This is a genomic window from Salmonella sp. 32120201201600049SM (assembly GCF_017572835.1).
Classification (GTDB): domain Bacteria; phylum Pseudomonadota; class Gammaproteobacteria; order Enterobacterales; family Enterobacteriaceae; genus Salmonella; species Salmonella enterica.
Genome location: NZ_JAGESA010000007.1, coordinates 114,664 through 127,827 on the forward strand (window position 1 = coordinate 114,664; position 13,164 = coordinate 127,827).

Annotated in this window: 8 protein-coding genes and 1 pseudogene; 7 read left to right on the forward strand and 2 right to left on the reverse strand. The window is 53.1% G+C overall.

All coding sequences use genetic code 11. From position 1 onward, the window contains the following. Positions 1-245: 245 nt before the first annotated feature. The 3 genes and pseudogenes from J4650_RS15380 (at position 246) to J4650_RS15390 (ending at position 3,563) form a co-directional block, all read left to right on the forward strand. Positions 246-1,355, forward strand: a complete 1,110-nt coding sequence (locus tag J4650_RS15380; protein ID WP_000258839.1) for a glycerol dehydrogenase — start codon at positions 246-248, stop codon at positions 1,353-1,355. A 157-nt stretch (positions 1,356-1,512) separates the two neighbouring features. Next, positions 1,513-3,008: pseudogene (locus J4650_RS15385) on the forward strand (PstS family phosphate ABC transporter substrate-binding protein). A 9-nt stretch (positions 3,009-3,017) separates the two neighbouring features. Further along, a complete protein-coding gene (locus J4650_RS15390) occupies positions 3,018-3,563 on the forward strand; it encodes a hypothetical protein (RefSeq protein WP_000390374.1) in 546 nt (181 codons plus the stop codon). Positions 3,564-3,610: 47 nt separating this feature from the next. Here J4650_RS15390 and glpD read toward each other — a convergent pair whose 3' ends face one another. Continuing rightward, positions 3,611-5,119: a glycerol-3-phosphate dehydrogenase gene (gene glpD, locus J4650_RS15395; RefSeq protein ID WP_000448178.1), complete on the reverse strand. Its 1,509-nt coding sequence runs from the start codon at positions 5,117-5,119 to the stop codon at positions 3,611-3,613. 198 nt (positions 5,120-5,317) lie between these two features. On the opposite strand from glpD, the gene glpE reads away from it, so the two are divergent. From glpE to J4650_RS15410, 3 genes are all read left to right on the forward strand, one after another. Then, positions 5,318-5,644, forward strand: coding sequence for a thiosulfate sulfurtransferase GlpE (gene glpE, locus J4650_RS15400; RefSeq protein ID WP_000434523.1), 327 nt, complete (start codon positions 5,318-5,320; stop codon positions 5,642-5,644). Between the two features lie 75 nt (positions 5,645-5,719). Next, positions 5,720-6,550, forward strand: coding sequence for a rhomboid family intramembrane serine protease GlpG (glpG, locus tag J4650_RS15405; RefSeq protein WP_000928702.1), 831 nt, complete (start codon positions 5,720-5,722; stop codon positions 6,548-6,550). Between the two features lie 93 nt (positions 6,551-6,643). Beyond that, entirely contained in the window at positions 6,644-7,402 is a 759-nt protein-coding gene (locus J4650_RS15410) for a DeoR/GlpR family transcriptional regulator (protein WP_000815085.1), read from the forward strand. A 68-nt stretch (positions 7,403-7,470) separates the two neighbouring features. On the opposite strand, the gene malT is transcribed toward J4650_RS15410, so the two are convergent. Next, positions 7,471-10,176, reverse strand: a complete 2,706-nt coding sequence (malT, locus tag J4650_RS15415) for an HTH-type transcriptional regulator MalT (RefSeq protein WP_000907030.1) — start codon at positions 10,174-10,176, stop codon at positions 7,471-7,473. A 593-nt stretch (positions 10,177-10,769) separates the two neighbouring features. On the opposite strand from malT, the gene malP reads away from it, so the two are divergent. Next, positions 10,770-13,163, forward strand: coding sequence for a maltodextrin phosphorylase (gene malP, locus J4650_RS15420; protein WP_023993865.1), 2,394 nt, complete (start codon positions 10,770-10,772; stop codon positions 13,161-13,163). Position 13,164: the final 1 nt, after the last annotated feature.

A 13,164-nucleotide genomic window follows, 5' to 3' on the forward strand; every position in this document is an offset into this window, starting at 1 on the left:
CATACTCTAAGGAAGGTTATATTTTGTGATTTGCTTCAAAAATGAACGGAGATAAGGTGAGAAAGAGCGGGTAACCCAATGGAAACTGCTCATCGGTCTAATACATAGCCAAAATTGTGCACTGCCTCACAGGATAAGATTATGCTCTCACCTGGTCATTGTGTGTTCAGAGTAAACAGCATTAAATTCTTTATGTGGAATTTATGTTCTGTATATTGAACTTTAATGCTTTTTAAGGAGAAACAATGGTTACTACCGCGATCTTTCCGTCACGATATGTTCAGGGTAAAGGAGCGTTGACAACGCATCTCCCGCAGGAATTGGCCGCACTCGGTCATAAGGCGCTGATTTTGCAGGATCCTGTTGTTCACAACACCTACCGGGATACAGTTGCAACAGCACTGCACGGGGTGATTGAATTTGATATCGAAGTGTTCAGTAGCGAGTGCAGTGATGAGGAAATTGCTCGCATCTCCGCACGCGCGCAGGAAATTGGCGCCGATGTGATTGTCGGTATGGGGGGTGGGAAAACCCTGGATACGGCAAAAGCAACCGGCGCCAGCCTGCGGCTGCCTATTGCCGTGGTTCCTACTCTGGCCTCAACGGATGCGCCGTGCAGTTCACTGGTTGTTATCTATACGCCAGAAGGGAAATTCAAACGCTACCTGATGATTCCACGTAACCCGACACTTGTGCTGGTGGACAGCAGTATTATTGCTGCCGCGCCGGTACGCTTTTTGGTTTCCGGGATAGGCGATGCGCTGGCAACCTGGTTTGAAGCGGAAGATTGCCGCATCAAAGGGGCTGGCAATATGACCACCAGGCCAGGACCGATGACCGCATTTGAGCTGGCGCGCTTTTGCTACACCACCTTGATGCGCTATGGGCGCCTGGCGAAACTTGCCTGTGAACAACATCAGGTTACTCCGGCGCTCGAACATGTTATTGAAGCGAATACGCTATTATCCGGGCTTGGTTTTGAAAGCGGTGGGCTGGCGGCGGCGCACGCCATTCATAACGGTCTGACGGTACTGCCCGCCACGCACAAATACTGGCATGGGGAAAAGGTTGCGTTTGGCACGCTGGCAATGCTTATGCTCACCGATAGAGCGCCTGAGCTTATCGAGGAGGTTTATCAATTTTGTGAAGATATAGGCTTGCCCACCACGCTGGCGGATATTGGTCTGGCTGGCGTTAGCGATGATGAACTGCTGGCCGTTGCCAGGGCGTCTTGTCAAACTGGGGAAACGATACACAACGAGCCGTTTACCATTACGCCGGAGGCTGTGCAGGCGGCATTGCGGGCCGCCGATGCTGTTGGGCAGGCGCGGAAAAAGATCGATCTTGCAGGTTAATGTGAGCCTGTAAATAAAAAACGGCAGCCGGAACTTTCAACTTCTGTCTGCCGCTATCGTGAATGTTTTAACGTCGCGATTTCAGAAAAATGCATGGGGGGTGCTCAGGACTACCGGGTTTATACTTCCGTTATCGCAGGGATTAGCGGATAGAAAAATGAAAAATGCTAATTGGCTTTTTTTGTCAATCATAATGGCGTTTATCGGCGTGCCGCTGCTGGTGAACATTATTACGATTATCGTGGGGGGAATGTGGGCGTACATTAGCGTTCTTGAAAATAGTATCCCCGTCGCGCGATCTATTGAGAAGGCGACCATTATCCCGGTAGCGCTTCTGGGCGCGGGGTTAATTTTTCTCTGTGGCCGAATATGGGGAAAGGGAAATGCATCAGAGGTAAATCCAGAATGGCGTGATTGCTGCCTGCTTATGCCCGCTCTGGTGGTGCTGATGGGGTGGGTCATCCTGATGTTTCTCACCGATCTTAATATTCGCGCGATAGGGCGTAAACCCATCGCCCAGGTGGTGCAAACGCTTTGGTTAGTACCCAGCGTAATATCCTTTTTCAACGGCTGGGTATGGGCAGTGTTGCTCATCCCGGTTGGCTCGCAGCTCTGTTTTGCATTAGGGTATGGCGGTGCGCGTTGGGGAGTGCTACGCGGCGGTGCGGGCTACTCTTGTCGTAATCTGCTGGTGATTTGCCTGCTGTTTTTCGGGAGCTGTGCCGTATACCAGTCACATCTTTATGCCGTGAAGTATCCCGCTCCCGAGAGCAGTGAATATCTTTATTTCCGCGATTATCAGGCGCACACATGGGGCAACAAGCTAACCGGGCTGCGCGATGAACCGACACTTCTGCTCACCCAAAATTGGCCGCGGCTCGATGGCGCAACGGCTGGCTTGCCGTTATACGCCTCGGCTTTTTATGCGCTTACGCGCTTTCCGGATGATATCTGCCCTGAAGACTACCTTGAAAACCAGGGAACCATTGAAGCCTATCAAAATATCCTTAACGGTAATGCCGATCTTATTTTTGTCGCCCAGCCTTCCACTGCTCAAAAGCAATTGGCCGAGGCCAGTGGCGTAAAACTGGTTTACACCCCCTTTGCACGTGAAGCGTTTGTGTTTATCGTCAACCAAAACAATCCCGTGTCATCGTTGAGTGATGTACAAATTCGCGGCATTTTTAGCGGAAGAATCACCCACTGGAATGAGGTGGGCGGAGAGGCAATCGACATTAAGCCCTGGCAGCGACCAGAAAACTCTGGCAGCCAAACGGCGATGCTGGCGAAGGTAATGAAAGAAACAAAGCTGATGCCAGCGCAAACAACATCAGTGGCAACCGCGATGGGGGAAATGGTGGATATCGTGGCTGAGTATCGCAATACGCACAACGCCATTGGCTATACCTTTCGTTATTACGCTACGCAGATGCACAGCAATAAAGAGATTAAATTACTGGCGATAAACGATGTTGCGCCGACGGTTGAAAATATTCGTAACGGCAGTTACCCGTACACGGTTGATGTTTATATGGTTACCCGTGAACACCCCACAGCGGAAACACAAAAGCTGGTGGACTGGTTTCTAAGCCCGCAGGACAACAGTTGGTGCAGGATGTGGGATATGTGCCGCTGTATCCGGCCGCGAAATAAAGGGACTAAATGGAAGATGTTAAATTATATGTGGAACGGGTAGGCGTAGACCCGGCCAGCGGCGCGGATATTCGTATTGCACGGCGTGAATCCACTTCGTGGCATAAAGATATTGTTGCTGAGCTGATTAATCAGGTCCTCCGGTGTGGTGCAACATTAATCATCATCGCTGTGCTGACCGCCTGCGATGATCGCCAGGTAAGCTACTTTCCTGATTATGCCGCCATACCCGAGCAGTCCGGTATCTGGACCTGGCTGCCTGTGTTCTTTCCATCGTCCGCCAGTGAAATAGAAATGACGTTTAACCTGGACAGCAATCTTTTTTATGCTGAATTTAGCGTGGCCGACGGTGATAAACGTGCGCATTTTGAAAGCGTGCTGGGGGAGGAGAGCGTGGTTCATTATGCCAACTTTCCTCATAAAAGCTGGTGTAAAACGGGGAAAACTCTCTGGAATAGCGAAGCGCGGGCAAAACCCTTCTTTATTACCAAAATAAGTGTCGATCGCTACCGTATCACTAATCATATGCCCGGCTGTACAAAACCCGGCGAGTGAATGCGGTATGTGGCGAAAAAGGGCGGTATAAACCGCCCCGGATTTTATTACGACGCCAGTGAAAGTTGGTGTTTCTCAACATACGCCGCCAGCCACTGGGTGATGCGGGACTGCTGCTCGGCGGTCAGCCACATGCCTTCTTTGGTGCGACGCCAGATAGCGTCTTCAGTACGGCGCACCCATTCGTGATCCACCAGGTACTTGAGTTCCGCTTCGTAAAACTCATGACCGAAATCTTCGCCTAAATCAAGCAGTGACGTGGCTTCGCCGAGAATCCACTCCGTGTTGCTGCCGTAAGTGCGCGAATAGTGGCGCGCCAGCGATTCCGTCAGGAACGGATAACGACGACGCAGCTTCGCCGCGTAATCTTCGCGGCTGCCGTCGATGTCGCCGCCGGGCAGTACGCACGTTTTGGTCCATGCCGGCCCGATGCCTGGATAATAAGACGCCAGTTTTTCCATCGCATGTTCGGCCAGCTTACGGTAGGTCGTGAGCTTACCGCCAAACACGGAAAGCAGCGGCGCTTTGCCGTTTTCATCATGGATATCCAGGGTGTAATCGCGAGTGATCGCCTGCGGTGAGTCGGACTCATCATCGCACAGCGGACGGACGCCGGAGTACGTCCAGACGATGTCATCGCGCCCCAGTTGTTTCTGGAAGTGCGCGTTATAGACCTTCAACAGGTAATTAATTTCGCTCTCTTCAATTTTTACTGCTTTCGGATCGCCTTTATATTCGACATCGGTTGTGCCAATGATCGAAAACTCTTCCATCCACGGAATGACAAAGACGATACGCTTATCTTCGTTTTGCAGAATATACGCCTGCTTCTGATTATGGACGCGCGGCACGACGATATGGCTGCCTTTGATCAGGCGGATGCCATACGGCGACGGCAGATGCATCCCTTCGTCGAAGAACTGTTTGACCCACGGTCCGGTGGCGTTAACCAGTCCGCGCGCCTGCCAGACATATTTTTTACCGGTGTCGATATCTTCCGCTTCGACAATCCACAGACCATTTTCCCGACGAGCGGCGGTTGCGCGAGTACGGGTAAGGACTTCGCCGCCTTTACGCACCACCATCTGTGCGTTAGCCAGCACCAGACGCGCATCGTCTACCCAGCAGTCGGAATATTCGAATCCGCGCACGATTTCCGGTTTGAGCACCGAATCTGCGCCAAACCGCACACCGGTGGAACCGGGTAAACTGGTACGTTTGCCGAGGTGATCGTACATAAACAGACCGATACGGATCATCCAGGCCGGACGTAAATGCGGGCGGTGCGGCAGACGAAAACGCATCGGGAAGGCGATGTGCGGCGCCATTTTCAACAGCACTTCACGTTCTGCCAGCGCTTCGCTGACCAGGCGGAACTCGTAGTGTTCAAGGTAGCGTAAGCCGCCGTGGATAAGTTTCGAACTGGCGGAAGAGGTCGCGCAGGCCAAATCCTGCGCTTCCAGCATGAGTACGGACAAACCGCGTCCGGCGGCATCAGCCGCGATGCCTGCACCGTTAATGCCCCCGCCTATCACGATCAGATCTTTGGTTTCCATGCTGCCCTCTTGCACTTTCGTTAAAGTTCAAAAATGTTCGTTATCGAACATAATAGCAAAGAAACGCGCTATTGGTAACATCGAAAAAACATTTTAGAGTGATATGTATAACATTATGGCGTTAAGCTACTCCGTCAACGTACACTGGGCGATAAAATGCCTTAATTGGCTTCACCGGCAATAATGAAAGAGCGATTCATGGAACAATTTGAATGTATCACTGTAGAAGAGGCGTATCAGAAACTGCACCAGGGCGCGGCGGTGCTGGTCGATATTCGCGATCCGCAAAGTTATGCCATGGGTCATGCGCCGCAGGCGTTTCACTTGACTAACGATACGCTGGGCGCGTTTATGCGTGAGCATGGTTTCGATACCGCGGTGATGGTAATGTGCTATCACGGCAACAGTAGTAAAGGCGCCGCGCAGTATCTGCTCCAGCAAGGCTATGATGCGGTTTACAGCATTGACGGCGGGTTTGAGGCCTGGCATCGCCGTTTCCCTGCCGATGTCGCGAATGGCGCGTAATCCCATAAAGATGCAGCCTCCGACGAGAAGGGTATATATACTGTCTTCTTTTGTATGGACTAAGCGACAGCAATAATGTTGATGATTACTTCCTTTGCGAATCCTCGCGTGGCGCAGGCATTTGTTGATTACATGGCCACCCAGGGCGTCATTCTTACTATTCAGCAACATAATCAAAGCGATATCTGGCTGGCAGATGAATCGCAGGCCGAACGTGTGCGGGTCGAGCTGGCGCGGTTTATAGAAAATCCCGGCGATCCGCGTTATCTGGCGGCTAGCTGGCAGTCCGGGCAGACTAACAGCGGGCTACGCTACCGCCGTTTTCCCTTTCTCGCCACGCTGCGTGAACGAGCCGGCCCTGTTACCTGGATCGTGATGCTCGCCTGCGTGCTGGTCTATATCGCGATGAGTCTCATCGGCGATCAGACGGTGATGGTGTGGCTGGCGTGGCCGTTCGATCCGGTTTTAAAATTTGAAGTCTGGCGCTACTTCACCCATATCTTTATGCACTTCTCACTGATGCATATTCTTTTTAACCTGCTGTGGTGGTGGTATCTCGGCGGGGCGGTAGAGAAGCGCCTGGGCAGCGGTAAATTAATCGTCATTACGGTGATAAGCGCGCTGCTAAGCGGCTATGTACAGCAGAAATTTAGCGGCCCGTGGTTTGGCGGGCTGTCCGGCGTCGTCTATGCGCTGATGGGTTACGTGTGGCTGCGCGGAGAGCGCGATCCGCAAAGCGGAATTTACCTCCAGCGCGGCTTAATTATTTTTGCATTATTGTGGATAGTCGCTGGTTGGTTTGACTGGTTTGGCATGTCTATGGCGAACGGCGCGCACATCGCCGGGCTTATCGTCGGTTTAGCGATGGCCTTTGTTGATACGCTGAATGCGCGAAAACGAACGTGAGGCGTATCCGGCCTGTGGTCGAGATATTTTTCCAGGCCGGGTAGGGCGAATGCCGCTATCCGGCGCAAGGTTGGTTACTTTCAGAGATTATTCATGAAACAAACACAACGGCATGACGCGATCATTGAACTGGTGAAAAAACAGGGGTACGTCAGTACGGAAGAGCTGGTGGAGCATTTTTCTGTCAGCCCGCAAACCATTCGTCGGGATCTTAACGATCTGGCGGAACAGAATATGATTTTGCGCCACCACGGCGGCGCGGCGTTGCCATCCAGCTCGGTGAACACGCCGTGGCACGATCGTAAGGCGACGCAAACGGAAGAAAAAGAGCGCATCGCTCGCAAAGTCGCGGCCCAGATCCCCAATGGTTCAACGCTGTTTATTGATATCGGCACGACGCCGGAAGCCGTAGCGCACGCCCTGTTAGGGCACAGTAATTTGCGGATCGTGACCAACAATTTGAACGTAGCGAACACGCTAATGGCGAAAGAGGATTTTCGTATTATCCTCGCTGGCGGCGAACTCCGTAGCCGCGACGGCGGCATTATTGGCGAAGCGACGCAGGACTTTATCGCCCAGTTCCGTCTCGATTTCGGCATTCTCGGTATTAGCGGTATTGATAGCGACGGCTCGTTGCTGGAATTTGACTACCATGAGGTACGCACCAAGCGCGCGATTATCGAAAATTCGCGCCACGTGATGCTGGTGGTGGATCACTCTAAATTTGGCCGTAACGCGATGGTAAACATGGGCAGCATTAGTATGGTCGATGCGGTCTACACCGATACCCTGCCGCCGCCGGGCGTGATGCAGGTGTTGACGGAGAACCATATCCAACTGGAGCTGTGTTAAAGAGACTGTCTTATCAGGCCTACACTCTGCGCGTGATCGTAGGCCTGATAAGCTCATCAGGCATTAATTTAAACCCCGTACCCCATCATCTTCAGCAACTGCTGCGCGTGCTGTACCGCGTCCTGACGGTGCGCGACGCCGAGTTTCTGGTAGAGGTTGCGGATATGCGTCTTAATGGTGGTCGCGGCCACCGCCAGTTCGCCGGCAATCTGTTCGTTGCTGTAACCGGAATAGATAAGCCCTAACACCTGCCATTCACGCTGGGTGAGCGGGCTGGTGCGAATAAGCTCCGGGACATCCGGATGGTTAAGCAGGCGCTCGACGAAGCCTTCGTCAAAATGGGCGAATTTATGCCGGTGATGTTGGTTAATCTCTCGCAGGATGCGCTGCGCGCGATGCTGCTCCATCTCCGGCAGCGTATTGAGCTGGATAAGCTGACGCAATTGTTGCGCCATGGCTTCGCCTTCAATCACAAAATGGCTGATAAATCCGGTGCGGTTGGCAAGCTGTAAGGCATCAAGCAATACGCGCTGGGCGTCGTTTTTCCGCCCGGATTGCCAGTAAAGCTGATTGAGTAACAGCAGATTGCGGTTTAAATCGCTCATTAAGCGCAGGCTACGGGCATTCTCATTTAACTCTTCCAGCACGATTTCCGCAGGCTCGAATTCGCCCAGCAAGATCTGCGCGCGGGCGATATTCCGCCATTGCCCTTGCAGAAAATGGTTATTGGCAAACGCCGGTTTGGGCGTATGACGTAACCAGTTGGCGGCGGATTTTTTGTCGCCGGTTAACTGCCAGTAAATGACACGCACCTTATCGGCGTTAGAGATCCAGTCGCAGTGATAACGACCATTGCCTAATAAATTTTCCAGTCGGTTAAGCTGACTACGGGCATTATCCAGATCGCCGCGCGCCAGCGAGCACTGCACCAGTAACGTCAGGCACTGCAACTGTTGTTGCGGCTGGAAGGTGGACAGCACAGCGATACCGCTGCGCGCCGAGGCCTCCGCTTCGTCAAGGCGCGCCCACGCCCACAGCAATTGCGCGCGGATACGTACCAGAAACTCATGCATCGGCAGTTGTTCCAGATGTTGCTCTTTGATCAACTGGAAGGCTCTCTCCTGCGTTTCCCATGCGGCCTGCAGGAATCCCTGGGCGAACTGAATTTCGCTTTGTTGAATTAAGCTCCACAGCGCGTAATGCCAGACGTCATGATGGCGTGCCATTTGTTCGGTTTGCTGCATCAGCGATAAAGACTGGCTAAGATCGCCTTTACAGTGCAGCACTTCGCCGTGAACGGAGGTCGCGACAATGCGGCTATAAAACCAGGCGAGAGGAAGCTCATCCAGCGCCAGTTTCGCCAGCCGCTCTGCCTCTTCCGGATTGCCGTCGTTGATGGCGACCTGGGCGCGCAGCGCGTTAAATTCAGCATGTAGCGTGCCGTCCATGACCCCTTTGATCTCTTGCTCGGCGCGCGCCAGCAGCGTATTCACTTCGCTGTAGCGGTGTTGGCTTTGCATCAGCCAGGCCTGTAACAACACCAGCCGCGGATTTTCCAGCAGGCTTTCCCACGGCAGCGCTTTTAATGACTCTTCCAGCAGCGCCAGTTCACTGTGATTAAACAGCCCCCACGCATGGTTAAGCAGGATATCGCGCAGCATTTGCGCGTCACCCGCCGCCAGCGCATGATGAATAGCTTCGCTGGGAAAACCTTGTTCCATCCAGCTTTCCGCGGCCGCGCGGTGGATCTCCGGCAGTTCCGCCGCCAGTTCCCACTGGCAACGCTGGCGCAGAAAGCTACCAAACAACGGGTGATAGCTAAACCACTCGCCCGTGTCGTCCATGCGTTGCAGGAATAACCCCTGGCGCTCAATCTCCTCCAGCCGCATCTGGCCGTTTTCTTCGCCGGTCACGCGCACAATCAACGCGTCATTCATTGAGCGTAAGATCGCGCTTTTAAGTAAAAAATGTCGGGTGCTGACATCCACGTTATCCAGTACTTCGTCCACCAGATAATCAGAAAGGTGGCTGGCATTAATCCCGGCAAGACGGCGGGCGGAGTGATGCGCAGAGGTATGGTTCTGGCGCGCGGAGAGGGCGATCAACTGTAGCGCAGTGGCCCAACCGGCCACATCGTCGCACATACGACTGCTCTCAGCGGCTTCAATGGGCGACGAAAGGCGACGGTCAAAAAATTGCTTTGCTTCCTGATGGTTAAAAGCTAACTGCTGGCTGCCGATTTCCAACAGCTGATCGCGCACGCGCAGATTAGCGATGCCCAGTTGCGGCAAATTACGCGATAACACCACCAGGGTGAAATTTTCCGGCTGATGCCGTAAGAAAAAGCGCATCGCGTCGTGAATCACCGGATTGGTAATCAAATGGTAGTCGTCAATCACCAGATAAAGCGGGCGATGCCACTGCGCCAGTTCAATAAAGAGCTGCGCGAAGAGGGACGTCAGGCTGGCGTACTGACGTTTTTGCGCCATCGCTTCGCTGGTAGAGCAGTGTCCGCCGGTGGCCTGTTGGATAGCGGCAATTAAGTAACTGGCGAATCGCTCTTGCTGGTTATCGCCTTCGTCGAGAGAGTACCAGCCCAATTCATTTTTGCCCGCCGCCCACTGTGAGACAAGCGTGGTTTTGCCATAGCCAGCAGGACTGGTTACCAGGGCGAGCCTGAAATTGTTCGCGCCGGAAAGTTTAGCCAACAGCCGCTCACGAACCACGGTATGGTCGAGACGAACCGGACGACTTAATTTAGACGGAATCAACATAGCAATCACTTCACTGTGGGAAATGGGGGGAACTGCGATTTTTTTTGCGCTTCGTAATTAATAGATATAAGGTCGGCCAGAAAGCATTTTAATGCAAGCTAAGCAGACTTTTTATGTGTCTGAATTTGCACTCTGTCACAATTCTAAATAACGGTATTAAAAAAGTATTCGGCGCGGTTGAAACGAGCGTCAGAGCTGGGCTGAGGTCATATTTCCGTTATTGTAAATAATGTCCTGGACAGGATGCGGATTTAACACAATGGCGATACCAGGCGTTTAATTAATTATGTTAAGTTAGTGAACCTCCCGCTGCTGAATATTTCAGGTAAGAAACTATTTCGGCGTTCATATAATCTTCGAAAATACCCCTTCGCGATTTACTGTTATTTCTGTTTATTCATTTGATTATGCGTAACACTGGGTGTCGTTGGCAGGAATCGGCGCGTTTATACAGGGGTAAGTGGCGGCGATCACACTTTTATGCTCATCCCCGCTCCTCCTCCCTCCCTAATCATTGCCGGGAGGAGGAAGGTCAACATCGAGCCTGGCAAACTAGCGATAACGTTGTTTTATTACCCGAGGACGGATTTCCTATGTCACAGCCAACCTTCAATAAAGATCAATTCCAGGCCGCCCTGACGCGTCAGTGGCAGCGTTTCGGTTTACTGTCGGCGTCCGACATGACGCCTCGTCAGTGGTGGCAGGCCGTTAGCGGCGCGCTGGCGGAATTACTGAGCGCGCAACCGGTAGCGCAGCCGACGAAAGGCCAGCGTCATGTGAACTACATTTCGATGGAATTTTTGATTGGCCGCCTGACGGGAAATAACCTGTTAAATCTGGGATGGTACCAGGACGTTAGCGATGTGCTGAAAGCGCACGATATTAATCTGACCAATCTGCTGGAAGAGGAAGTCGATCCGGCGCTCGGCAACGGTGGTCTGGGACGTCTGGCCGCCTGCTTCCTCGATTCGATGGCCACCGTCGGGCAGTCCGCTACGGGCTATGGTCTGAACTACCAGTATGGGCTGTTCCGTCAGTCATTTGTTGAGGGCAAGCAGGTGGAAGCGCCGGATGACTGGCATCGCGGCAGCTATCCGTGGTTCCGCCACAACGAGGCGCTGGACGTCCAGGTTGGGATCGGCGGTAAAGTCACCAAAGAAGGGCGCTGGGAACCCGGTTTTGTGATTACAGGCCAGGCCTGGGATCTGCCTGTGTTAGGCTATCGTAACGGCGTCGCGCAACCGCTGCGTTTGTGGCAGGCGACCCACGCGCATCCGTTTGATCTGACCAAATTCAACGACGGCGCTTTCCTGCGGGCGGAACAGCAGGGTATCGATGCGGAAAAACTGACGAAGGTCCTTTATCCCAACGATAACCACACGGCGGGCAAAAAACTGCGCCTGATGCAGCAATACTTCCAGTGCGCCTGCTCGGTAGCGGATATTCTGCGCCGCCATCATCTGGCTGGACGCAAACTGCATGAGCTGGCGGATTACGAGGTCATTCAATTGAACGATACTCACCCGACCATCGCCATTCCGGAACTGCTGCGCGTGCTGATTGACGAGCACCAACTGAGCTGGGATGACGCCTGGGCTATCACCAGCAAAACCTTCGCCTACACCAACCACACCCTGATGCCAGAAGCGCTGGAGTGCTGGGATGAGAAGCTGGTGAAAGCGCTGTTGCCGCGTCATATGCAGATTATCAAGCAGATTAACGATCGCTTTAAGACGCTGGTCGATAAGACCTGGCCTGGCGATAAGCAGGTATGGGCAAAACTGGCGGTGGTGCACGACCGTCAGGTACGCATGGCCAATATGTGCGTGGTCAGCGGCTTTGCGGTCAACGGTGTGGCGGCGCTGCACTCCGATCTGGTGGTGAAAGATCTGTTCCCGGAATATCACCAGCTTTGGCCGAACAAATTCCACAATGTCACCAACGGCATTACGCCGCGTCGCTGGATTAAACAGTGCAATCCGCAGCTTGCGGCGTTGCTGGATAAAACGCTGAAAAAAGAGTGGGCTAACGATCTCGACCAGTTGATCAACCTCGAAAAATACGCTGACGACGCCACATTCCGTCAGCAGTATCGCGACATCAAACGGGCGAACAAAGAACGGCTGGTGAAATTCATCAAGGCCCGTACCGGGATTGAGATTTCAAGCAACGCGATTTTTGATATTCAGATCAAACGCCTGCACGAGTACAAGCGTCAGCATCTGAATCTGTTGCATATTCTGGCGCTGTACAAAGAGATCCGCGAAAACCCGCAGGCTGACCGCGTACCGCGCGTATTCCTGTTTGGCGCGAAGGCGGCGCCGGGCTATTACCTGGCGAAGAACATCATTTTTGCTATCAATAAGGTTGCGGAAGCCATTAATAACGACCCGGCGGTGGGTGATAAGCTGAAGGTGGTTTTCCTGCCGGATTACTGCGTCTCGGCGGCGGAAATGCTCATTCCGGCGGCGGATATTTCCGAGCAAATTTCTACTGCCGGGAAAGAGGCGTCCGGCACCGGCAACATGAAACTGGCACTGAACGGGGCGTTGACTGTGGGAACGCTGGACGGCGCTAACGTTGAAATCGCTGAGAAGGTGGGTGAAGAGAATATCTTTATCTTTGGCCATACTGTGGAAGAGGTCAAGGCGCTCAAAGCCAAAGGCTACGATCCGGTGAAATGGCGTAAAAAAGACAAAGTGCTGGATGCGGTGCTAAAAGAGCTGGAAAGCGGTCAATACAGCGATGGCGATAAACATGCCTTTGACCAGATGCTGCATAGCCTCGGCAAACAGGGGGGCGATCCGTACCTGGTCATGGCGGACTTCGCCGCTTATGTCGAGGCGCAAAAGCAGGTGGATGCGCTGTATCGCGACCAGGAAGCGTGGACGCGCGCCGCGATCCTCAATACCGCGCGCTGCGGTATGTTCAGTTCCGATCGCTCTATTCGCGATTATCAGGCCCGTATCTGGCAGGCAAAACGCTAAG